Source organism: Lentzea sp. DG1S-22, from assembly GCF_036321065.1.
Lineage (GTDB): Bacteria > Actinomycetota > Actinomycetes > Mycobacteriales > Pseudonocardiaceae > Lentzea > Lentzea jiangxiensis.
In genome coordinates, this window is the sequence record NZ_CP143276.1 from 3,586,384 (window position 1) to 3,607,807 (window position 21,424).

23 protein-coding genes are annotated in these 21,424 nt (G+C 69.9%); 10 read left to right on the top strand and 13 right to left on the bottom strand.

Annotated elements, in window-relative coordinates:
• Window positions 1-36: 36 nt before the first annotated feature.
• The 6 genes from V1227_RS15850 to V1227_RS15875 form a co-directional block, all read right to left on the bottom strand.
• Window positions 37-924, bottom strand: coding sequence for a hypothetical protein (locus V1227_RS15850; protein WP_329793325.1), 888 nt, complete (start codon window positions 922-924; stop codon window positions 37-39).
• Between the two features lie 85 nt (window positions 925-1,009).
• Window positions 1,010-2,704 (bottom strand): ABC transporter family substrate-binding protein, encoded by a 1,695-nt coding sequence (locus V1227_RS15855; RefSeq protein WP_329793326.1) that lies wholly within the window; start codon window positions 2,702-2,704, stop codon window positions 1,010-1,012.
• 80 nt (window positions 2,705-2,784) lie between these two features.
• Window positions 2,785-4,914, bottom strand: a complete 2,130-nt coding sequence (locus V1227_RS15860) for an ABC transporter ATP-binding protein (protein WP_329793327.1) — start codon at window positions 4,912-4,914, stop codon at window positions 2,785-2,787.
• Entirely contained in the window at window positions 4,914-5,891 is a 978-nt protein-coding gene (locus V1227_RS15865) for an ABC transporter permease (protein WP_236219766.1), read from the bottom strand. Before V1227_RS15865 ends, V1227_RS15860 begins: the two co-directional genes overlap by 1 nt.
• Before the next feature lie 16 nt (window positions 5,892-5,907).
• Window positions 5,908-6,885 carry an ABC transporter permease gene (locus V1227_RS15870; protein WP_329793328.1) on the bottom strand — a complete coding sequence of 326 codons (978 nt, stop codon included), beginning with the start codon at window positions 6,883-6,885 and terminating at the stop codon, window positions 5,908-5,910.
• A 488-nt stretch (window positions 6,886-7,373) separates the two neighbouring features.
• Window positions 7,374-8,396 carry a hypothetical protein gene (locus V1227_RS15875; protein WP_329793329.1) on the bottom strand — a complete coding sequence of 341 codons (1,023 nt, stop codon included), beginning with the start codon at window positions 8,394-8,396 and terminating at the stop codon, window positions 7,374-7,376.
• Window positions 8,397-8,414: 18 nt separating this feature from the next.
• Here V1227_RS15875 and V1227_RS15880 point away from each other — a divergent pair, with 18 nt between their 5' ends.
• A complete protein-coding gene (locus V1227_RS15880) occupies window positions 8,415-8,924 on the top strand; it encodes a DUF6886 family protein (protein ID WP_329793330.1) in 510 nt (169 codons plus the stop codon).
• Between the two features lie 83 nt (window positions 8,925-9,007).
• Entirely contained in the window at window positions 9,008-9,385 is a 378-nt protein-coding gene (locus V1227_RS15885; RefSeq protein WP_329793331.1) for a PH domain-containing protein, read from the top strand.
• Window positions 9,386-9,694: 309 nt separating this feature from the next.
• Here V1227_RS15885 and V1227_RS15890 read toward each other — a convergent pair whose 3' ends face one another.
• Window positions 9,695-10,138, bottom strand: coding sequence for a hypothetical protein (locus V1227_RS15890; RefSeq protein WP_329793332.1), 444 nt, complete (start codon window positions 10,136-10,138; stop codon window positions 9,695-9,697).
• Between the two features lie 114 nt (window positions 10,139-10,252).
• Window positions 10,253-10,918, bottom strand: a complete 666-nt coding sequence (locus tag V1227_RS15895) for a winged helix-turn-helix transcriptional regulator (RefSeq protein WP_329793333.1) — start codon at window positions 10,916-10,918, stop codon at window positions 10,253-10,255.
• A 94-nt stretch (window positions 10,919-11,012) separates the two neighbouring features.
• On the opposite strand from V1227_RS15895, the gene V1227_RS15900 reads away from it, so the two are divergent.
• The 3 genes from V1227_RS15900 (at window position 11,013) to V1227_RS15910 (ending at window position 13,160) form a co-directional block, all read left to right on the top strand.
• On the top strand, window positions 11,013-12,158 hold the full coding sequence (locus V1227_RS15900) for an acyl-CoA dehydrogenase family protein (protein ID WP_329793334.1): 1,146 nt from the start codon (window positions 11,013-11,015) through the stop codon (window positions 12,156-12,158).
• Between the two features lie 68 nt (window positions 12,159-12,226).
• The gene (locus tag V1227_RS15905) at window positions 12,227-12,634 is read left to right on the top strand and encodes a VOC family protein (RefSeq protein WP_329793335.1); all 408 of its coding nucleotides are present in this window, start codon (window positions 12,227-12,229) and stop codon (window positions 12,632-12,634) included.
• A 133-nt stretch (window positions 12,635-12,767) separates the two neighbouring features.
• Window positions 12,768-13,160 (top strand): class I SAM-dependent methyltransferase, encoded by a 393-nt coding sequence (locus V1227_RS15910; RefSeq protein ID WP_329793336.1) that lies wholly within the window; start codon window positions 12,768-12,770, stop codon window positions 13,158-13,160.
• Here the strand turns inward: V1227_RS15910 and V1227_RS15915 are convergent.
• Entirely contained in the window at window positions 13,157-13,639 is a 483-nt protein-coding gene (locus V1227_RS15915) for a hypothetical protein (RefSeq protein WP_329793337.1), read from the bottom strand. The genes V1227_RS15910 and V1227_RS15915 overlap by 4 nt on opposite strands.
• A 106-nt stretch (window positions 13,640-13,745) precedes the next feature.
• On the opposite strand from V1227_RS15915, the gene V1227_RS15920 reads away from it, so the two are divergent.
• From V1227_RS15920 to V1227_RS15935, 4 genes are read left to right on the top strand one after another with little or no spacing between them, the layout of a single operon-like run.
• Window positions 13,746-14,666, top strand: coding sequence for an epimerase (locus V1227_RS15920; protein WP_329793338.1), 921 nt, complete (start codon window positions 13,746-13,748; stop codon window positions 14,664-14,666).
• 1 nt (window position 14,667) lies between these two features.
• Window positions 14,668-14,919, top strand: coding sequence for a hypothetical protein (locus V1227_RS15925; RefSeq protein ID WP_329793339.1), 252 nt, complete (start codon window positions 14,668-14,670; stop codon window positions 14,917-14,919).
• Window positions 14,912-15,178, top strand: a complete 267-nt coding sequence (locus V1227_RS15930; protein WP_329793340.1) for an SH3-like domain-containing protein — start codon at window positions 14,912-14,914, stop codon at window positions 15,176-15,178. The genes V1227_RS15925 and V1227_RS15930 overlap by 8 nt, the downstream gene beginning before the upstream one ends.
• Window positions 15,171-15,761: a nitrile hydratase subunit alpha gene (locus V1227_RS15935; protein WP_329793342.1), complete on the top strand. Its 591-nt coding sequence runs from the start codon at window positions 15,171-15,173 to the stop codon at window positions 15,759-15,761. The genes V1227_RS15930 and V1227_RS15935 overlap by 8 nt, the downstream gene beginning before the upstream one ends.
• A 48-nt stretch (window positions 15,762-15,809) precedes the next feature.
• Here V1227_RS15935 and V1227_RS15940 read toward each other — a convergent pair whose 3' ends face one another.
• The 4 genes from V1227_RS15940 to V1227_RS15955 all read right to left on the bottom strand — a co-directional run bounded on the left by V1227_RS15940 (window position 15,810) and on the right by V1227_RS15955 (window position 20,822).
• Window positions 15,810-17,222, bottom strand: a complete 1,413-nt coding sequence (locus V1227_RS15940; RefSeq protein ID WP_329793343.1) for a serine hydrolase — start codon at window positions 17,220-17,222, stop codon at window positions 15,810-15,812.
• 73 nt (window positions 17,223-17,295) lie between these two features.
• Window positions 17,296-18,564, bottom strand: a complete 1,269-nt coding sequence (locus tag V1227_RS15945; RefSeq protein ID WP_329793344.1) for an MFS transporter — start codon at window positions 18,562-18,564, stop codon at window positions 17,296-17,298.
• Window positions 18,565-18,621: 57 nt separating this feature from the next.
• Window positions 18,622-18,981 carry a hypothetical protein gene (locus V1227_RS15950; RefSeq protein ID WP_329793345.1) on the bottom strand — a complete coding sequence of 120 codons (360 nt, stop codon included), beginning with the start codon at window positions 18,979-18,981 and terminating at the stop codon, window positions 18,622-18,624.
• A gap of 161 nt (window positions 18,982-19,142) precedes the next feature.
• Window positions 19,143-20,822: a peroxidase family protein gene (locus V1227_RS15955; RefSeq protein ID WP_329793346.1), complete on the bottom strand. Its 1,680-nt coding sequence runs from the start codon at window positions 20,820-20,822 to the stop codon at window positions 19,143-19,145.
• A gap of 222 nt (window positions 20,823-21,044) precedes the next feature.
• Here V1227_RS15955 and V1227_RS15960 point away from each other — a divergent pair, with 222 nt between their 5' ends.
• Entirely contained in the window at window positions 21,045-21,380 is a 336-nt protein-coding gene (locus V1227_RS15960; protein ID WP_329793347.1) for an STAS domain-containing protein, read from the top strand.
• The last annotated feature ends 44 nt before the right edge of the window (window positions 21,381-21,424 follow it).

Genomic DNA, 21,424 nt, shown 5'->3' on the forward strand with positions numbered 1-21,424 from the left:
TCCTATGAGAGGAGGTCGTTCGTCAGGGGTGAAGCATTACGACGGGTCGGAACCCCGGAACGCCGCCCACCACAGCCCCAGCGCGGCGGCGACCACCGTGGCGGTGATCCAGCCGACGAACCCGCTGCCGTCGACGTACGCCCAGAACAGGCCGACGAACGGCGCGGGCACGATGAACACGGCGTCGACGCGCAGCTGCGCGAGCAGCCCGCGCGGCGCCCGCGTCTCCGGGTCGGGCCGGGCGGGGTTGTCGAGACGGCGGCCGCGCGGGTGCTTCGTCACCGGGCGGCCGGACGGGTAGAGCGTCACCCCGCCGGCCACGGCGACCCGGCCGCCGCGCAGCTCCACCGACACCGGCGACGGCAGCGTCACGAGCACCGGGTCGTAGTAGACGGGCAGCCAGCGTTCGACCGGCCCGTCGATCTCCAGCCACGACCGCACCATCAGACCCGACCGCAGCCGGATCCGCCGCACCGACGCGGTGACGGGCGCGGCACGGGCGGCCCGCGCCGACAGCACGACCCGCACCGCGCCGGCGACCAGCACCAGCAGCACCACCGCGACGGCGAACGTCACGCCGCCCAGCGCCCTGTCGGTCTCCACCAGCACGTCCGCGCCGGGGATCACCGCGCGGGAGGGGTTCGCCGGGTCGAACGCCACCTGCGTCTGCCTCCCGACGATCCGGTCACCGTTCTCGTGGGCGACCCGGGCGGTCCCGGACGGCCAGCGCACCTCGACCGCACCGTCCGAAAAGGACACGACCTCGCCGACCTCGCGGGAGGTGAGGGACGACAGGAGCGCGCGATCCTCCGAATAGGACAGCCACGAGAGCACGGCGACCACGAGGCACACGAACAGCACGACAGCGGTCGCGAGAGCACCGTGGCGGAGTGCGCGAACGGGCTGGGAGGTCTGGGAGGTCATCGCCCGGCCATCGTAACCGAGACGCGGAACGGCCCGGCAGGCGTGAAGCCTGCCGGGCCGTTGCGGAACTGCCGGAGGAGCTACATCACTCGGTGAAGCCCATGTGGATGTAGTCGTACGGACGGTTCGCGTACGCGACGGCGCCGAAGTTGGCGACGTTGCTCTTCACCGCGACCGCGCCGGGCAGCTGGTAGAGCGGCAGCTGGTGGCCCAGCTCCCAGATCTTCTTGTCGGCCTCGTTGGCGATCTCGAGGCGCTTGGTGTCGTCGAGCTCGCCGACGGCCTGCTCGAGCAGCTTGTTGACCTCTTCGGAACCGATGCGGCCGTAGTTCTGGTTGGTGCTGGCCGGGTCCAGGTAGTAGATGCCCTTGCTGTCCGAGACCGGCGTGGCCGAGGCCAGCCAGCGGAAGCCGGTCATGTCGAAGTTGCCGACGTTCACGTACTGCTTGAAGAAGTCGGTCGACGGCACGGCCTGGATCTCGACCTTGGCGCCGATCTCCTTGAGCTGCGACTGCGTCAGCTTCGCGATCTGGTCGGAGATGGGGTTCGGCGTCGGGATGACGTACCGGACCAGCAGCTCCTTGCCGTCCTTCTTGCGGGTCTCGCCCTCGAGCTTCCAGCCCAGCTCGTCGAGCTGCTTCTTCGCGGCTTCCTTGTCGAACGCGGCGACGGCCGAGTTGTCCTTGTAGCCCGCGGAACCCAGCAGGAAGAAGTGGTTGCCGGTGACCTGCGCGTCACCCTTCAGCATCTGGCCGAGCAGGGCCTTGCTGATGACCTTGGTGTCGATGCCCTTCATCAGGGCGACGCGGAGCTTCGGGTCCTTGAGGATCGAGGACTCCGCACCGTTGAAGGTGATGTGCGAGTAGTCCGGCGTGATCGCCTGGCGGATCGTCACACCCTGCATGGACTTGGCGCGCGTGAAGTTGTCGACGCTCGAGCCGATGTCGAAGAAGTCGATCTGGCCGTTGGCGAGCGCGTCCGCGAGCGCGGGGCGGTCGACCTGGCGGAAGGTGATCTTCTCCAGCTTGGGCTTCTCACCCCACCAGGCGGGGTCCTGCACGACCGTCACGAGCTTCGCGGTGCGGTCGATCGTGCCGACCTTGAACGGACCCGCGGTGACCTTCGGAGCGTCCGCCCAGCCCTTGTTGAACTCCTCGGCGACCGAGGACATGGACTTCGGGTACAGGGGTGAGAACATGCCCTTGTACTCGGCGAACTTCTTCTTGAAGGTGACCTTGACCTCTTGGTCGGTCGCGCCCTTCTCGACCTTCTCGATGTCCTCGTAGCCGGTGGTGCCGGCGACCTCGAAGGCCTTGTCGGTGCCGCTCAGCGACTTCCACATGGCCTCGAAGTCCTGCCACGACAGCGCGGTGCCGTCGGACCACTTGGCCTTCGGGTTGATCTTGAACTCGAGGACCTGCGGCTCGGAGGAGGCGAGCTTCGCGTCCTCGAGGTAGTCCTTGTTGATCTCGAAGGTCGCGTCGGCCTTCTGCTTCCACAGGTTCGGCATCATCGTGTCGATCATGCGGCGGCCGTCGGCGTTGGTGCCGTCGAGCTGGTTGTAGTTCCAGTTGTCCGGCAACTGGTCGACCGGCCAGCGGAACTCGCCGCCGTCCTTGACCTTCGACGCGTCCTGCGGGTTGATGTCCGCCTGGCCGATCGCGTTGTCCGCGCCCTTGAGGCCGGAGTTGCCGTTGTTGTTGCTGGGCCCCCCACACGCGGTAAGCGTGAGGACGACCGCGGCCAGCGCGGACACTCCCACCGTGGTACGTCGACTCACTGTCGTGAACCTCCCTCGTGCCCGGACACCAGTTGCCGGGGACACTGTTCCTTCGTAGGTCCTCTGCTGCGACGGATGCATCAGAGGACCTGACGGACTTGGGCGAAGTGGCAGGCGGCCTCGTGGTCGGGGGCCTGGACCTCGCGCGGTGGTTCCACCTCGATGCACGTGCGCTGCTTCTCGGGCGGCAGCGACGCGTGCAGGAAGCACCGGGTGCGGAACCGGCAGCCGGACGGCGGGTTCGCCGGGCTCGGCAGGTCGCCGGTGAGGATGATCCGCTCCCGCTGGCGTTCCTTCACGGGATCGGGGATCGGGATCGCCGACAGCAGCGCCTGCGTGTACGGGTGGCGCGGCTGTTCGAACACCGAGTCCACCTCGCCGATCTCGATGATCTTCCCGAGGTACATGACGGCCACCCGGTCCGCGATGTGCCGCACCACCGACAGGTCGTGCGCCACGAACAGGTAGGCCAGGCCCAGCTTGGACTTGAGCTCCTCCAGCAGGTTGATGACACCCGCCTGGATGGAGACGTCCAGGGCCGACACCGGCTCGTCGAGCACGACGAGCTTCGGTTCGAGGGCGAGCGCCCGCGCGATGCCGATGCGCTGGCGCTGACCGCCGGAGAACTCGCCGGGGTAGCGCGAGAGCTGCTCGGGGCGCAGGCCGACGAGCCGCATCAGCTCCGGCACGCGCCGGTTGATCTCGCTCTTGGAGTAGCCGTGGACCTGCATCGGCTCCGCGATGCAGTCGTGGATCGTCAGGCGCGGGTCGAGCGACGCCATCGGGTCCTGGAACACCACCGACATGTCGCGGCGGATCGCGAAGCGGCGCTTGCTGTCCACCTCGGACGACTTCGTGCCGAGCACGGAGATCTCGCCGCTCATGGGCTTCTGGAGGTTGAGGATCTCCATCAGCGTCGTGGTCTTGCCGCAGCCCGACTCGCCGACGAGGCCGAGGGTCTCGCCCTCGCGGATGTCGAACGAGATGCCCGCGACGGCGTGCACCGTGCCGACGCGGCGTTTGAACACCACGCCCTTGTTGACGGCGTACTCCTTGACGAGCTGGTCGAGCTCGAGCACGGTCTCGCGCTGCTCGCGCGGGATCTTCGCGACCTCGGGGTCGTCCGCCACCTCGGCGCCGAAGATCTCGACCGCGGCCTCGGCGCCCTCGGCGTCGGTCGCGGCGATCTCGTTGGTGCGGATGCACGCGGCGCGGTGCTCGGCCGAGCCGTCCACGTCGAACAGCGGCGGCTCGGCGGTGTGGCAGGCGTCGACGACCATCGGGCAGCGCGGCGCGAACGGGCAGCCGGGGGGCAGGTCCGTGAGCGACGGCGGCTGGCCCTTGATCGGCACCAGCGCCTGCTTCTCGCTGACGTCGAGGCGCGGGATCGAGCCGAGCAGGCCGAGCGTGTAGGGCATGCGCGGCTGCTGGTAGATGTCGTCGACCAGGCCGGTCTCGACGGCGCGGCCCGCGTACATGACCATCAGCCGGTCCGCGAACCCGGCGACGACGCCGAGGTCGTGGGTGATGATCACGATGCCCGCGCCGGTGACCTCCTGCGCGGTCTCGAGCAGCTGCAGCACCTGTGCCTGCACCGTCACGTCGAGCGCGGTGGTCGGCTCGTCGGCGATGATCAGGTCCGGGTCGTTGGCGATCGCCATCGCGATCACCGCGCGCTGCCGCATGCCGCCCGAGAACTCGTGCGGGAACGCCTTGGCGCGCTCGGCGGCGTTCGGGATGCCGACGAGGTCGAGCAGCTCGACCGCCCGCTTGGCCGCGGCGGCCTTGGACACCGAGCCCTTCTTGTGGACCAGGATCGCCTCGGCGATCTGGTCGCCGACGGTGTAGACCGGCGTCAGCGCGGACAGCGGGTCCTGGAACACCATCGAGATGCGGCGGCCGCGGATCTTCGACAGCTCGGTGTCGCTCTGGCCGATGAGCTCGCGGCCCTGGAACCTGATGGACCCGGTGATGCGCGCCGAGGACGGCAGCAGGCCCATGACCGCGAGCGACGACACGGACTTGCCCGAACCGGACTCGCCCACGATGCCGAGGACCTCGCCGGGCGAGACCGAGTAGCTCAGGCCCCGCACGGCCTGGACCCGGCCGGCCTCGCTGGGGAAGGACACGTGGAGGTCTTCGACCTGCAGAACCGGTCCCTCGACGACACGGTCGGAAGGCGTGTCGAACTGGAGCTCCGAGGTGGTCATCAGGCGGCCTTCTCCTTGGTGTTCTTCTTCTCCTTGCGGCGCACGCGCGTCGAGGTGGGGTCGAGCGCGTCGCGGAGCCCGTCGCCCACCCAGTTCACCGCCAGCACGAACACGACGAGGAAGCCCGCCGGGAACAGGAACAGCCACGGGAAGGTGGTCGCGGACTCGGCGTTGCCGCCGATCAGCGTGCCGAGCGAGACGTCGGGCGACTGGACGCCGAACCCGAAGTAGCTCAGGCCCGTCTCGGCGAGCACGGCGGAGCCGACGTTGATGGTCGCGTCGATGATGAGCAGCGAGGCCATGTTCGGCACGATGTGCTTGGCGATGATCTTGCGCGCGGGCTGGCCCATGAACTTGGCCGCCTTGACGAACTCGCGCTCCTTCAGCGTCAGCGTCATGCCGCGCACGATCCGGGCGGTGATCATCCATTGGAACGCCGCGAGCATGAGCACCAGCAGGAACCACGACTTGCCGCGGAACCAGGGGCTCAGGATCGCGATGATCAGGAACGACGGCAGCACCAGCAGCAGGTCGACGACCCACATGAGCGCCTTGTCGGCGACGCCGAGGAAGTAGCCCGCCGCCGCGCCGACGATCGCCGCGACGGTGGTCGAGATCAGCGCCACGAGCAAGCCGATGACCAACGACTTCTGCAGTCCGCGCATGGTGAGCGCGAACATGTCGGTACCGATCTTGTCGGTGCCGAAGATGTGGTCGGCGTAGGGGGGCTCGAGGAACGCCGAGTAGTCCTGCTGGTCGTAGGTCCACTTCGACAGCAGCGGGCCGACGAACGCCATCAGGTACATCCCGACGATGATCACCAGGCCGACCAGCGCCAGCTTGTTGCGCGCGAAGCGGATGAGCACGAGCCTGCCGCGCGTCATCGCCTTGCCCGGGTCGGGCGCCGCGTCGACGGGGCTGCCGGAGGCGGCGCCGGTGGTTCCCGCCGAGTCGCCCTCGTTGAGGATCACGGTCACGTCGTCGTCACCTTGCCTAGTTCACGCGGATTCGGGGGTCGAGCGCGGCGTACAGCACGTCGGCGAGCCAGCCGGAGAACAGCACGCACACCGCGACGAAGAGCGTCACCGTGGCGGTGATGTTCGTGTCCTGCGCCGAGATGCCGGTGACGAGCCAGTCACCCATGCCGAACCAGCCGAAGATCCGCTCGGTGAACGTGCCACCGACGACGAGCAGGCCGAACCCGAACGCGAACAGGGTCGCCATCGGGATGAGCGCGGTGCGCAGGCCGTGCTTGAACAACGCCTTGCGGCGCGTCAGGCCTTTGGCCTGGGCGGTGCGCAGGAAGTCGCTGCCGAGCACGTCGAGCATCGACGAGCGCTGGTAGCGGCTGTAGTAGGCGATCTGGCCGAGCGCGATCGCGAGCGTCGGGATGATGAGGTGCTGCAGCCGGTCGCCGAGGTGCTCGAACCAGTTGCCCTGGAAGCCCGGTGTCGTCTCGCCGACGAAGATCAGCACGTTCGAGCCGATCGAGTCGTTGATCCCCTGCGCGCCCATCTTCAGCAGCGTGCCCAGCACGAACACCGGCGTGGACAGCAGTATGAAGCTGAACAGGGTCGCGAAGTAGTCGCTGAACTTGTACTGCCGGATCGCGCTCACCACGCCGAGCAGCACGCCGAAGAGGATGCCGATCGTGATGCCGAGCAGGAACAGCCTCAGGCTCACGCCGATGCGCCGGCCGAGCTCGTCGGTGATGGGGCGGTCGGTGATCGTGCGACCGAAGTCGCCCTGGACGACCCCGCCCATCCAGGTGACGAACCGCTGTGGGATCGGCTGGTCGAGGTGGAGGTCTCTCTTCTTCGCCTCGATCGAGGCCGCCGGGGGCGGTGGGTTGCGTTGTTGCAACACCCCGATCGGGTCAAAGGTGGCGGAGGCCAACGTGAACGCGAGGAACGTCGCCACGAGGGCGAGCACCACGTAGTTGACCAACCGCCGCAACAGAAATCCGGCCACCCGTGTTCAGTCCTCTCCCCGGTGGTTGCGACGTCGGCTCACTGGATTGCAGTGGACGAGTTGCAAGAGGTTAACCGCCGATGTGACGGACCGCTGCCCGCCCCCACCCGTTGCGGCGGAGGCCCGCTGACCGGGCCATAGTCACCCATGCGCAGGGGAAAAGCCGGTGGAACAGCCACATCAACAGTTGACTCTCGCGAATTGTGTGCTCAAGCGTGACCATTGTGCGTCCGGATCGCTGTATTCAGCGTGAAGTTCTGTCTCACCACGGATGGATGTGACGCATCCGGGTGAATGCAATGACCGGAAGACGTGGGACAAGCAGCGCAATGTGATCGTAAAGGGAACATCACGCTGTGGAGCGCTTCGTAACGGCACCGTGACTGGACCGACGCGGAGCAGGGCAGACGCCCGAGCGGCCCACCGCGGGCTGGACCGAACGGCGTGAACCGCGTCACAGCAGGACGGGGCCGGATGGCCGGGAGACCCTAACCGAGGCGCCACAGACGGCCGCCCGCGATCACGAAGACCTGGTCGCCGACCTTCTCCGCGGCCACCACCGCGCCCGACGGCCCCTCCGCGCGGCGTTCATCCTTTCCGGACACGAGTTTGACCCCGCCGTGGTCGACGACCAGCGTCGGAGTGCCGTTGACCGGAACCGGCGCGGCGAGGGTCTGGTCGTCGCCGACGGGGACGTCCGGAGTCGCGAGCTTCTTCCACTCCGGGCCCGACCACCAGGCGAGCCTGCCCCCGGCGCGGCCCACGACGTGGCACGTGCCGTCCCAGCAGCGGGCGGCCAGCGCGGCGTCACCGCCGGGCAGGGTCGCGGTGGTCCAGGTCGTGCCGTCGAACCGCCAGACCGCCGCGCTCACCTGGCCCTCCGCGATCTGCCAGCCGACGACCAGCGCGCCGTCGCCGTCCGGGGTGACCGACAGCGGGAAGCGCAGCAGCTCCTGCGAGCTCTCCAGGACGGTGCCGGCGGAGGGCTGCCGGGTCCAGGTGTCGGCGGCGTAGGTCCAGGCCGCGATGTCGAGGCCCGCCTTGGCGCTCTGCCACGTGCCGATGATCAACGGGCCCCGCGCGGTGCGGACCGGGCCGATCAGCTCTCCGGCGCCGTAGCCGCCGAACGTGCTGAAGGCCTGCGGTTTCTCGTTGATGACGCGGGCGTCGCCGGTCCAGGCGCTCCAGCGGACGTTGCCGTGCGCGCCACCGCGTTCGCCGCCGACGCCGGTGATCGTGGTGCCGTCGGAGGTGACGCCGTACCAGTGCGCTTCCTCGCCGTACGGGGTCGCCGGGGTGAGCCGGGCGTTGGCCAGCGTCCCGTCGGCGGACCTCAGGACGAGCTCCGGGTGGTCCGGCGTGCGCGTGCCGATGGCCAGCATGTCCCCGTGCACCGCCAACGCTTCCGGGGTCGCCGGGAGGTCCACGGCGGTGAACCCGGTCGCGCCCGGCTCTCCGCCGGAGGAGCAGCCGGCGAGGACCAGCAGAACAGCGAGCGTCAGCCTCCGCATGCGGGCCAGTATGACCACATGAGGCCGGAACCAGGTCAGGTGCTGCACTTCTCGGAAGATCCGACGATCACCCGCTTCGTCCCCCACCTCGCGGCGACCGCGCGGCAGCCCGGCGAGTACGTGTGGGCGGTGGACGCCGCGCGCTCCCCCGACTACTGGTTCCCGCGGCAATGCCCGCGGGTGCTGGCGTGGGACACCGCCGGCACGACCAGGGTGCACGCCGTCGAGTACGGGTGGCTCGACCGGATGCGGACCGTGGAGCTGTACGCGTACCGGTTCGACGCGGCGCCGTTCCGGCCGTTCCGCGAGAGCGGTGGCGGAGCGGGTTTCGCGGTGGTGGCGACCGAGCCGGTGGCGCCGCTCGGCCCCGCCGACCGCGTCGGCGACCTGTTCGCGCTGCACGAGGAGGCCGGGATCGAGCTGCGCGTGCTCGCGAACCTCTGGGCGTTCTGGGACGAGGTCGTGGCGGGTCCGCTGGAGCACAGCGGCATCCGGTTGCGCAACGCCCGGCCGCGGCCGGTGGGATGACCGTTGCCCGCGCGGGTGCCGGTACTCCGTCGGCCTCGGTCTCCCGCGGACCGGCCGCCGCGAACCCTGGTAAACGTGGAGGCATGGGACTTCTCAGCGGAATGATGGGGAACGCGTCGAAGCTCGACCCGCGGGACGCCGCGAAGGAGTTCGGCCGCCTGCTGGCGCACGGGGAGCAGATCCACGCGGCGTACCAGTTGCTGCGCGACTCGTTCCTGTTCACCGACCGGAGGCTGATCCTGGTCGACAAGCAGGGCGTGACGGGCAAGAAGGTCGAGTACCACTCGGTGCCCTACAAGGCGATCACCCAGTTCTCAGTCGAGACGGCCGGCCACTTCGACCTCGACGCGGAGCTCAAGATCCGGGTCTCCAGCCACGACGTGCCGATCGCCAAGCAGTTCGGCAAGGGCGTCGACGTCTACGAGGTGCAGGCGCTGCTGGCCGCCTTCGTGTCCCGGTAGGACCTGCGCGCCGATCGCGGCGGCGAGCTCGGCCAGGCCGACGGCGATCGCGGTGACGACGTGACCGGTGTCGAGCAGGACGTCCAGCACGGTCACGAGAACGGGCACGACCCGGCCGCGCGTCAGCACTCGCAGGACGGCGGCGGCGCAGCGGGTGGTGGACATTTCCGTTCCCTTCGCAGGACTTCGCCTTCACGACTACGTCGAACGAGCACGCGCCGAATCGACATCCGAAGGCCGGAAAACCCTGTCCCGCGAACAAAAATCCCCCGGCGGCCGATGGCCTCCGGGGGATTGCGGTCACCACTCCTAGCGGGCCCGCAGCATGGGGCGGAACTTGTCGCGGTAAGCCCACGCGAGGCCGATCTCGGCGGCGACGACGAACAGCGCCACGCCCGTGCCGGCGGGTTCCAGGAAGAGGTGGATGAGGAGGATGTTGACCACCAGCGGAGCGAGGACCGCGAGCGCCAGCGGGACGAACCGGCCGGCGAGCAGCAGGGCGCCCGCGACGACCTGGACGCCCGAGGACAGCTGCAGCATGTAGCCGGTGGCGTGGAGCGCGGTCGTGAACGCGACCCCGGCCGGCGCCATCGTGCTGGGATCGGGTGCGGGCATGAAGTCCAGGAACCCGTTCAGGCCGGTCACGGTGAACAGCAGGCCGGTCACCACGCGGGTCACGAGCGTGAGGTGGCGGGCGAACGCGGACCCGCGGACGCGGGTGGGGGCGGCGGTGGTGGTGACGGTCGCGGTCATGTCGGGGTTCCTCCTGGGCTGTCGTGTCCTTCCACTGATGCGTCGAACGGGCACCGGCCCGGATCGACACGGCGACCCAGAAAGTTGAAGTTTTCGTTCGCCCCGGTCAGAGCGCTAGGCGTTCACCTTCGCCGCCCGCACGTGCTCCGCGACGGGGCTGAGCTTGAGCCACTGCGGCAGCCCGCGCACCACCCAGCGCGAGCCCGTCAGCTCGATCGTGCCCGCGCGCACCGCGTCGAGCAGTGCGAACTCGCCCTCCCACATCCGGTAGAGCGTGGCGATGTCGGACGTCAGGACGGCGTCGACCTCCAGGCCGGGGTGGGTGTAGCAGACCGAGGCGTCACCGGGTTCGAGGACGAGCCAGAACGTCCGGCGCCGGTCGTTGACGCGGATCTCGACGGTCGCGCGCTTGCTCAGCGCCCCGGTGTCGATGCGGCCGTGCATCCACCACATCAGCACCTCGGGGTCGAGCTCGTCGGCGCGCGGGTCGCCGAACGCGTACCGGGCGCCCCAGTCGGCGAGGCTGAACACCAGCGGCCGCAGCGCCTCCCCCGCCTGCGTGAGCGCGTAGCCGTCGCCGGTGCGCCGCACCAGGCCGGCGGTCACGAGCTGCCGCAGCCGCCGTGACAGCAGCGCCCTCGACAGGCCCGGCAGGCCGCGGGAGATCTCGTTGAAGCGCGAGGCACCGACGAGCATGTCCCGCACGATCAGCAACGTCCACCGGTCGCCCAGCACCTCCACGGCGCGGACGATCGGGCAGTACTGCGCATAGGTCCTCACAACGGGAGTCTCCGCCGCGGAGGTGGTTTCGTTACCACCTCCCGGTTCACTTCCAGAACTACCCGCGGGCCTCGCGCGTTCTTACGTTCGTCCTATGACAACTCTTGAGACACGACCCGTGACCAGCACGTTCCCGACCGTCACCAGGGACGGCGACGCCGAGTTCGCCGACATGGCCGCCCGCATCGGCGCGATCGCGGCCCGCCACGCCTCCGAGCACGACCGCGACGCCACGTTCGTGAGCGAGGCGTACGAGGCCATGCGCGAGGAGGGCTACCTGGCGTTGGCCGTACCCGAGGAGCTGGGCGGGCTCGGCGCCACGATGCGCCAGGTCTGCTACGCCCAGGCCGAGCTCGCCCGGCACGACGGCGCCACCGCCCTGGCCGTCACCATGCACCTGTACCTGACGCTGATGCAGTGCTACCGCAGGCGCAAGGGCGCGCCGGACGCGGAGGGCGTGCTGCGGCGCGTGGCGGCGGAAGGCCTGGTCATCGCCACCAGCGGCGGGTCGGACTGGCTCTGGCCCACGACCACGGCCACCCCGGTGGACGGCGGGTTCCTGGTCTCCGGCCGCAAGTCGTTCTGCAGCCAGTCGCCGCGCGCGAACGTCGTGGCCACGTGCGCCGTGCTCGGTGAGGAGGTGCTGCACTTCAGCGCACCCCTGAGCGCCGAGGGCGTGCGCATCGAGGAAACGTGGGACACGCTCGGCATGCGCGGCACGGCCAGCCACGACGTCGTGCTGGAGGACGTGTTCATCCCGGCGGACAAGATCGCGGCCCGCCGCCCGTACGGCGAGTTCGGCGCACCCCTGTTCGCCGCGGTGGTCCACTTCGCACCGGTGTGCGGCGCGACCTACTACGGCATCGCGGCGGGCGCGCGGGACGTGGCCGTGCGGTCGACGTCGAAGAACGCGGTGCGCCAGATCGGGCTGATGGACTACAAGCTGCGCACCGCGTGGTGGTCGCTGATGGGCTCGATCGAGGAACTGGGCGACGACTACACCGCCGGCGCCGAGGCCGTCACCACCGTGATGCTGGCCAAGCGGCACGCCGTCCTGGAGGCCGTCGAGGTCGTGAACACCGCGATGGAGGTCCTCGGTGGACGGTCGTTCTTCAAGCGCTCACCGCTGGAACGCGCCTACCGCGACGTGCGCGCCGGAACGTTCCACCCGCTCACCCCGGAAGCCACGCTCGTCTACGCGGGCAAGGTCGCACAGGGTGACCCGGGAGTCACGGAATAGGTTCCGGTTGTAGGCGTGCCAAGGCTTTGCGAGTATGCGGTTCCATCTCCCCCGAAGGAGCGATTCCGGTGGCCACTCGCCTCAACCCGTACATCAGCTTCGACGGCCAGGCCCGCCGGGCGATGGAGTTCTACCAGTCGGTCTTCGGCGGCGAGCTGAAGATGAGCACGTTCGGTGAGTTCGGCATGCAGGACACGCCGCAGGCCGACCAGATCATGCACGCCCAGCTGGAGACCGAGGCCGGCTACACGATCATGGCCTCCGACACCCCGCCCGGCGTGGAGTACCGGGCGGGCTCGCGGATCACGGTGTCGCTGTCCGGCGACGAGGAGAAGCTGCGGGAGTACTTCACCGCCCTCGCGGAGGGCGGGAAGGTCGGGACGCCCCTGGAGAAGCAGATGTGGGGCGACGAGTACGGCGACCTCGTCGACAGGTTCGGCGTGAACTGGATGGTGAACCTCGGCGGACTGGGGTGACACGGGCCGGGCGGGGCCCCGGTCCCGCCCGCCGGGCCGGGTGGTGGGGCTTTCCCGGCCGGCCTGCGGCCGGACCGGGACCGCGGGCCCGCCGTGGTGGCCCCGCCCGCCGCCCTGACGCATCATGTGGACCATGAGCGAGCGTCTGCGGGAAGTGGTCGGCCAACTCGCGATCCGGCCCGGTGACCGGGTGCTGGAGATCGGCTGCGGGCAGGGCGTCGCCGCCACGATGGTGTGCCGGTTGCTGTCCACCGGCACGCTCACGGCGATCGACCGCTCCACGAAGATGGTCGAGGCCGCGACCCGCCGCAACGCCGCCTACGTGGCGTCGGGCAAGGCGGAGTTCCTCATCGCGTCGCTCGAGGACATGAACCTCGGCGACCGGCGGTTCGACCTGGTGTTCGCGGTGCGGGTCGGGCTGTTCCACCGCGATCCGGACCGGGCGCACGAGCTGGTGCGGCCGTGGCTCGCGCCCGGTGGCCGCGTGCTCTCGTTCTTCGACGAACCCGCGCGCAGCCGCGTCTAGACGCGGCCGAACAGGTCGGTGATCAGCTTCTTCGACGGCTCGACGCCCGCGGGCGACATCACCTCGATCTGCGTCCTGCCCCTGCGTGCGGCCACGGTGTGCTGGGCGGTCTCCGCGCCGCCTGCCGTCGTCTCGTAGGCCTCGTCGAACAGGCCCTCGACGGCCTTGGCCTTCTCGGGCCTGCCCTTCGCGAACGTCGCGGCCGTCGCGTTCGTCGTGAACCTCACCTCGACCGGCATGCCCGAACCGACGTACGTGCAGGTCGTGACGGCCTTCTCGACGCTCTCGCGCTGGCCCTGCAGCCTCAGGCCGAGCGCCTTGCCCACCACGGACGAGTTGGCGTTCGCGCAGTTCGGGCCGGTGCCGGCGGGCTGCTCGGCGGTGGTGGGCGTCTCCGGTGCCCGCGTCGGCGCGGCCTGCGGGGTCGAGGTGCAGGCGGCGAGCAGGAACGCGGTGGCGGCGAGGAGGGTGGGGCGCACACCCCTACATCGCGGTCCCGCCGCCGCCGCGTTACCCCGGTCCCGGCGCCCAGCTGAGCGGGCTCTCAGCGAACGGCGGCTAGCTTCGGGCGCGAAGGGGGGCCTGATGAAGATCGTGATTCCAGGTGGCACCGGGCAGGTCGGCGGCGTGCTGAGCCGCGCGCTGAGGGCGGCGGGCCACGAGGTGGTGGTCATCAGCCGCGGCGGCGGCGTGCGGTGGGACGGGCGCACGCTCGGGCCGTGGGCCCGTGAGATCGACGGCGCCGACGTCGTCGTCAACCTGGCCGGACGCAGCGTGAGCTGCCGCTACAACGCCGAGAACCTCCAGCAGATGATGCGCTCGCGAGTGGACTCGGCACGTGTCGTCGGTGAAGCCATCGCACGGGCCGAGGACCCGCCACGGGTGTGGTTGCAGATGAGCACGGCGACGATCTACGCGCACCGGTTCGACGCGGCCAACGACGAGAGGTCGGGGGTCCTCGGCGGACGCGAGGAGGACGTGCCGGGGTACTGGGCCTACAGCGTCGAGATCGCCAAGCGCTGGGAGGCCGAGCTCGACGAGGCCGACACGCCGGCCACCCGCAAGGTCGCGCTGCGCAGCGCGATGGTGATGAGCCCGGACCGCGGCGGCGTGTTCGACCACCTGTCGTGGCTGGCCCGGCTCGGCCTGGGCGGACCGGTGGCGGGTGGGCGCCAGTACGTCTCGTGGATCCACGACGACGACTTCGTGCGGGCGGTCGCCCTGCTGATCAGCGAGCCGATCTCCGGCGCGGTCAACCTGGCGGCACCGCACCCGTTGCCGCACCGGGACTTCATGCGCGAGCTGCGCAGGGCCTGGCGCGTCCCGGTGGGCCTGCCCGCGACCAGGCTGATGGCCGGGATCGGGGCGTTCGCGCTCCGCAGCGACACCGAGCTGCTGCTCAAGAGCCGCCGGGTCACGCCGGGCAGGCTCGTCGAGGCCGGGTTCGGCTTCCACTTCCCGAACTGGCGCGCGGCGGCGCAGAATCTGGTCGAGCGCAGGAGGTGAGATGCCGAGGATCAACGACGTCGGCGGCCAGGACGGCTTCGGCCCGGTTCAGGAGGAACTGGACGAACCGCCCTTCCACGCCGACTGGGAGGCCCACGTGATGGCCATGAACCGGGCGCTGATCAGGCGGGAGGTCTACAACCTGGACGAGTTCCGGGACGCCGTCGAACGGACGATGTCGCACGAGTCGTCCTACTACGAGAACTGGTTCCGCGCCATCCGGACGCTCCTGGAGGAGAAGGGCGTTGTCTGAGCGCTACCGCACCGGCGACCGCGTCCGGACGTCCACTGTGGATCCCGACCACCACACGCGGCTGCCGCACTACGCCCGCGGCCACGTCGGCACGGTCGTCGGCGGCGACGGCGTGCACCCGCTCGCGGACCTGAGCGCGCAGGGGGTTCAGGTACCGCAGCAGGTCTACCTGGTGCGGTTCTCCGCACACGACCTTTTCGGGCACGGCGACCACAACGTGACGCTGTCCCTTTGGGAGGATTACCTCAGCGATGAGTGACGACCACGACGACTCCCCGATCGCCGCGCGCGTCCGGGAACTGGAAGCGGTCCTCGAGGAGAAGGGCCTGCTGGACCCGGCCGAGCTGGACCAGGTGCTGGAGGCGTTCACGCACAAGGCCTCCCCGGCCAACGGCTTCCGGGTGGTGGCGCGGGCCTGGGTCGACGCCGGCTTCCGCGCCCGCCTGCTGCAGGACGCGAACGCGGCGCTGCCCGAGCTCGGGCTGTCGATGGGCGGCGGGCTGCAGGTGCAGCGGCTGCACGTCGTCGAGAACACCGAGGACGTGCACAACGTGATCGTCTGCACGCTCTGCAGCTGCTACCCGCTGTCGCTGCTCGGGCCGTCGCCCACCTGGTACAAGAGCCCGGCCTACCGCTCGAGGGTGGTGAGCCACCCGCGGGAGGTGCTGGAGCAGTTCGGCCTGACGCTACCCGGGACCACGAAGATCGAGGTCTGGGACGCGAACGCCGAGTCGCGGTACATGGTGCTGCCCCGCCGGCCCGAGGGGACGGACGGGCTGGGCGAGGCGGAGCTGGCCGGTCTGGTGACGCGCAACGGGTTGATCGGCACCGCGGCCGTGTGACGCGGGTGGGCGCCGCGGCCTGCACGACCGCGGCGCCACGTCCGGGGCCTACAGGCCCTTCATGATGGTGTCGATCGCCTTGCCGAGCTGCGCGTACTTCTGCGTGTACAGCACCGGGAACACGCCGGGCGGGTCCGCCGGGCGCACCGCGTCGACGTAGTCGGTGCCGAGGTTGCAGAACACGACCACGACGTACTGGCGGTTGCCCTTGCCGCGCAACGACTTCACGATGCCCGCGTCGGAGCCCGTGGTGTCGACCCAGCCGGTCTTGTGCGCGAACGTCACCTCGGCGGCGTCGTTGCACGGACGGACGTCGCGGTCGTACACGGCGTCGCCGACGGTCACGGTGCCGTCCGCCTTGATCCAGCGCGCCGGCACCTTCTGCGGGATGCCCTGGACCGGGTAGTCGCGCCCGCACCAGTTCGGCGTGGAGAGCATCTCGTTGTGGCCCTGGCCCGCGAGCGTCGCCTGGAAGAACTTCCTCGAGGAGTGGGACAGCTCGTCGCGGGTGACCTGCTTGCCCGCGCCGGTCGTCCACAGGACGTCCGGGCCGCCGTTGACCAGCAGCAGGAGCTTCGCGGTGTCGAGACCGCTCATGTTCGAGCCGATCCAGCGCGCGCCGTTGCCGGGGTTGGTGCCGGTGACCATGAGGGTCGGCATGCCGAGGTCGGCGAACGTGGCGTTGACCGCGTCCCAGGCGTTCCGGTCGTGGATCAGCTTGATCAGCGCGCAGGTGGACTCGTTCTGCGACTTCGTGATCATCTCGTCGAAGTGCTGCCGGACCTTCTTGACCGAGGCCCCGCCGCAGGCCGCGCTCACCGGGTTCGGGTTGTACTCGTAGTCGGCGTCGAGGTCGACCTTGCCCTGGTCGACCAGGCGCAGGACGCCGAAGCCCACCATCAGCTTCAGCACCGACGCCGGGTACGGCGAGGAGAAGTCGATCGGCGCGTTCTCCCGGCCCGGCAGCACGTCACGGGTGCCCTTGCCGCCGTTGACGTCCCATTCGGTGTCGTCCCACCAGCGGTAGCGCACCTGGTCGGTGGACAGGCCCGCCTTCGCCACCGGTACGACGACGCCGTTCGGGTACTGCGGGCTGAGCAGCACGTTCGCCACGGACTTCGGGCGTCCGTACAGGTCGAGCTCGATGATCGCCGCGTCCATGTTCGGCGTCTGGTGCAGCGGCTTGCCCGCCTGCGCCAGCCGCAACCGCGCGCGGTTCTGCAGCTCCGCCGGTGAAGCGTCGTACTTCTCCCGCTGACCGGCCGTCCGCGCGGCCGAGGCCGGTGCGGACAGGTCCGGCGGCGTCAGGTCGACGACGTCCTTGAAGTTCTGCGCGACGATCGCCTGGCGCAGGCGCTCCGCCAGCGCGTTCACGTCCCCGGCGGCCGAAGCCGCCGGTGTGACGGCCGCGCCGAGCACCGTGAGAGCCGTGCCGAGCACGGTGATCCGTTTGAGTCTCATTCACTCCCCCAGCCGAGTGGAATCCAACACCATTCGAAACCTATCGGTACGCCGGTGATCCCACGACCCCGGTTCATGATCTTGCACGCGCGCGGCGCCGCCCGCGTTGCACGGCTGGGCGATCCGCCTGGGCAACGGGCTCGTTCACCACCGTCCACACGGACCGGGACGCGAGCATCCCCGCGCACGCGACCAGGTGGACCGCCACGCACCCGAGCAGTGCGGCGGTGGTGCCGAACGCGTGCGAGACGGGACCGATCGCGAGCTGGGCCAGCGGGATCGCCACGAACGACCCGAGCATGTCGTAGGAGTAGACCCGGGCCAGGCGGTCCTGCGGCACGTGGTGTTGCAGCGTCGTCTCCCACGCCACCCCGAACTGCTCGATGCCCAGCCCGCAGACGAAGGAGGTGACGACCAGCAGCCAGGGCTCCGGGTGCAGCACCATGACCAGCGGCAGGCCCGCCATCACCGGCACGCACGAGACGCCGAGCAGCAGGCGGCGGCGCACCTCGATCCGCATGACCAGGAAGGCGCCCGCCACCATGCCCGCGGTCTGCGCCGCGAGGACGAGGCCCCAGGTCCCGCGCCCGAACGTGGAGTCGGCGAGCACCGGGCCGAGCACCATCACCCCGCCGACCAGTGCGGCGTTGACGAAGGTGAAGGCCAGGACGACGACCCACACCCATTGGCGTGACACGAACTCCGTCCAGCCGACCTTCAGCTCGGACAGCACCGACGGCTCGCGCCCGGCCCGGACGGTGGCCGGCACCCGCACGAGCGCGAAGAACACGCCGGCCAGCGCGAACGAGAGCGCGTCCACGGCGAGCCCCCAGCCGGGTCCGGTGAACGCGATCAGCAGGCCGCCGAGCGACGCGCCGCCGATGGTGGCGGAGTGCACGCCCAGCCGCAGCAGCGCGTTCGCCCGCAGCCGGACCTCGGCCGGCACCGTCTGCGGCACCAGCGACGACGAGGCGGGCAGCGAGAACGCGCTCGACATGCCGTTCACCGCCGCGAGCACGACGAACCACGTCACCGAGGCCGTGCCGGTCAGGACGAGCACCGCGATCGCGGCCTGGCTCGCGAAGCTGACCGCGCACGACCCGGCCAGCACGAACTGGCGCGGCAGCCGGTCCGCGACCACCCCGCCCCACAGCAGGAACACGACGTTGGTCAGCGACCGCGCGGCGACGACGACGCCGAGCGAGGTGACCGACGACGTGAGGTCGAGAACGGCGAAGGCCAGTGCGATCGGTGCCATCGCGTTGCCGGCGACGGTCGTGACCCGTGCCGCGAGCAGCCAGCGGAAAGCAGGATGCGCCATGGGCGCCGGTGATTCCCCCATGCGCCGCAACCTACAAGGCCGGGAGCCGCCCCGCCTGTGCGGCGCAGCGGCTCCCGGTCACCGCACCCTCGGGTGCGATGAGGCGATGACCACCGCGGCGGCGACGGTCACCAGGTTCTTCAGGATGTACTGGGCTTCGAAGGACGCCCGCAGCGGACCGGCCCACATCTCGCCGGGGAACAGCACCAGCGGTGTCGACACCAGCACGACGTGGCCGATCAGCAGCACCGCGCACCACCGCGGCACGCGGAAGCTCAGCAGCACCACCGCGATCCCGATCTCGCTGATCGCGGCGCCCACCCTGGCGAGGTCTCCGCCGACGATCCCGAACGTCAGCGCGGACACCGTGCGTTCGACGAGGTCTTCGGCGGGGCTGCCACCGGGGAAGAGCTTCAGCGCGCCGAACCAGAGGTACACGACCCCGAGTCCGATGCGCAGCAGTGGAACTCCGGACTCCCGCGCAAGTCGAGTCAGTCGATCCCGCGTGCCTTCTCCGCGCGTGGTTCCTGGACGTGACATCTGATCTCCCTCTCCTGTCCGGCTGCCACCACCCGGCCGGACGGGACGTGCGGAGGGGATCAGGCGATCGGGTCGCCCAGCGGGTTCAGCAGGTCGGCCTTGCCCTCGAAGGCGAACAGCAGCAGGTCGACCATGCGGAACGTGCTGGAGTCCGGTCCGAGCGTGGGCCGCCAGTACGGCGAGCGCACGATCGAGATCCGGCTGCCCTCCATCGCGCGGTGGAAGACCTCCGCGGTGAGGCGTCCGCCGACCGGGCCCATGAGCCCGCCACCGACCTCGGCCTCCCGCAGGACGTAGAACCACAGCGGCGTCGCCTCGACGAGCTGCGCCCTCTGCTGCTCGGACAGGCCTTCGACGACGGCGCCGCCGTTGCCGACGAGGATCTGCTCGGCCGTCAGCGGTGCGACCCCGAAGAGCTCGGCGATCTGCTGGCCCGTGGCCAGTTCCATCATCGAGGCCCTGGTGAGGTTGCGGAACGCGAGGTTGCGCTCGATCTCGCGGAACTGCGTGCCGCGGCCGCCGAACGTGCCGGCCGGCAGCTTCGTCAGCGGGTCGACCAGCAGCGTGTCGATCCGCTTGGTGACGTTGCCCCCGCTGAACTCCGCCGGCGCCGCCAGGTCGTCCCGGCCTGCCTCGGTGAAGTCGTAGAGCCTGCGGAAGTCAGCGATCCAGTTGCTGGGCAACGTGAAGATGTCGCCCCGCGTCACGTCGTCGAGGTCGCCGGGCAGCGCCGACGACGGGTCGAAGTTGCCGCTCACCCCGGTGAAGGTGAAGAGCTGGAACAACGTCGCCGGCTTCACGGACGGGCCGCCGGTGCGGAACACGCGGTTCCACTCGTACTCGCCGCGGACCTGGCTGTGCCCGAAGCGGTACGAGGCGACCGAGAACTCGATCGGCATCGTCGGCGAGTTGTCGCGGCGGTAGTGCTTTCCGGGCACCTCGAAGAACTTGCGCCCGTTGGTGAAGACGTCCTCCACGATCGCCGGGTCGATGATCCGCGGCAGGTGGTCGGTCCTGAGCATCCACTGGTAGTGCCGCACCACGAGCTCCTTCGCGGCGCGGAAGAGCCGTTCGCCGGACAGACCGGTGAGAGCGAGCTCGTCGACCACGCGGTTGTGGAAGCGGATGAACGCCAGGTGCGTCTGCGCCACCACGAGGTTCTCGTCGTTGCGGGCGTCCGGGATCAGCGGCAGCCGCCGGTCCGCCGCCGTGCCGGCCGTCCCGCCGCGGCGCGGCAGGTCGAAGCCCTCGAACGGGATGTTCGTGCCCTCGTCCGGGAACGGCACCGGAGTCGTGGTGCCGACCTTGAGCTTCACGCCGTCCTGGGCGTAGAAGACCTGGTCGTCCTTGTCGCGCGGGCCCCGGCCGTAGACCGAGTCGAGGTCGAGCGCCGGCGACCGGCCCTGCATCAGCTCGTCGAGGTTCACGTCCTGCCCGAGCTGCGACTCGGTGCGGTCCATCGTGAGGTCGTGGTCGACGAACTGGCCGAGGTAGGTGAACCCCGCCGGGACGACCGGGTCCGCCGAGTCGGGCTGCGGGACGTTCGCGGTCATCGCGGTCGCGAGGGCGGTCCGCGTCTCCTCGTCCGTCCGCGGGCCCTTCGGCCCCAGCCGTGAGAACCGGAACCTGCGCAGCTCCTCCGCCGTGGAGGGCTGACGCGTGATCGCCTCACCTTTGTCGTCGATTTCCAGAACACCCTCGCCCACGACGAAGAAACTGTCGCGCACGTGCCTTTTCATGTATCCCCCTGTGTTTCCCCTGTGCCGGCAACCTGTTCTCCCCAACAAGTTCCTGCCCACCGCCAGTCTCCAGACGGACGAAAAACACGTCGAAGCTTTTGCCCACGACCAAAATGTGCTCACCGAACGGATACGAGGTCCGCTGAGATATTCCTGAGGACCGGCGAATAGCAACTTGCAAGCCGAGGTTTGCAGACGGCCGAGATCGGGTACCACTGCGAAATGCTCGAAGTCACGGTGACCGAGTCGTCGCCTGCCTCCACCCTGCTCGCCGTGTCCGGCGAACTCGCCGGTTCCGGCGCGGAACGACTGCTCTCCCGGCTCGACCGCCTGCTCGACCAGGGCCACCGCTACGTGGTGCTGGACCTCTCCGCGGTCACCTTCTGCGACTCCAGCGGGATCAGCGCCCTCGTGCGCGGCCACGCCCGCGCCTCGGCCACGGCGGGCGGGCTGAGGCTCTCCGCCGCCTCCGAGCAGGTGGCGCGGGTGCTCGAGCTGTCCGGCCTGGCGAGGATGCTCGGCCTCAAGTCCACAGTGGAGCCCGAGGCCGTCCGCTAGCCCGTTCGCACCGCCCCTGCCCGTCGGTGCCTCCGGGGGTGTCA

Coding starts and splice junctions, on each gene's coding strand:
- V1227_RS15910 (WP_329793336.1), top strand. CDS start 12,768: ATGAGCGAGCGTCTGCGGGAAGTGGTCGGCCAACTCGCGATCCGGCCC.
- V1227_RS15925 (WP_329793339.1), top strand. CDS start 14,668: ATGCCGAGGATCAACGACGTCGGCGGCCAGGACGGCTTCGGCCCGGTT.
- V1227_RS15850 (WP_329793325.1), bottom strand. CDS start 924: ATGACCTCCCAGACCTCCCAGCCCGTTCGCGCACTCCGCCACGGTGCT.
- V1227_RS15945 (WP_329793344.1), bottom strand. CDS start 18,564: ATGGGGGAATCACCGGCGCCCATGGCGCATCCTGCTTTCCGCTGGCTG.
- V1227_RS15955 (WP_329793346.1), bottom strand. CDS start 20,822: ATGAAAAGGCACGTGCGCGACAGTTTCTTCGTCGTGGGCGAGGGTGTT.
- V1227_RS15935 (WP_329793342.1), top strand. CDS start 15,171: ATGAGTGACGACCACGACGACTCCCCGATCGCCGCGCGCGTCCGGGAA.
- V1227_RS15900 (WP_329793334.1), top strand. CDS start 11,013: ATGACAACTCTTGAGACACGACCCGTGACCAGCACGTTCCCGACCGTC.
- V1227_RS15960 (WP_329793347.1), top strand. CDS start 21,045: ATGCTCGAAGTCACGGTGACCGAGTCGTCGCCTGCCTCCACCCTGCTC.
- V1227_RS15885 (WP_329793331.1), top strand. CDS start 9,008: ATGGGACTTCTCAGCGGAATGATGGGGAACGCGTCGAAGCTCGACCCG.
- V1227_RS15875 (WP_329793329.1), bottom strand. CDS start 8,396: ATGCGGAGGCTGACGCTCGCTGTTCTGCTGGTCCTCGCCGGCTGCTCC.
- V1227_RS15860 (WP_329793327.1), bottom strand. CDS start 4,914: ATGACCACCTCGGAGCTCCAGTTCGACACGCCTTCCGACCGTGTCGTC.
- V1227_RS15890 (WP_329793332.1), bottom strand. CDS start 10,138: ATGACCGCGACCGTCACCACCACCGCCGCCCCCACCCGCGTCCGCGGG.
- V1227_RS15880 (WP_329793330.1), top strand. CDS start 8,415: ATGAGGCCGGAACCAGGTCAGGTGCTGCACTTCTCGGAAGATCCGACG.
- V1227_RS15920 (WP_329793338.1), top strand. CDS start 13,746: ATGAAGATCGTGATTCCAGGTGGCACCGGGCAGGTCGGCGGCGTGCTG.
- V1227_RS15940 (WP_329793343.1), bottom strand. CDS start 17,222: ATGAGACTCAAACGGATCACCGTGCTCGGCACGGCTCTCACGGTGCTC.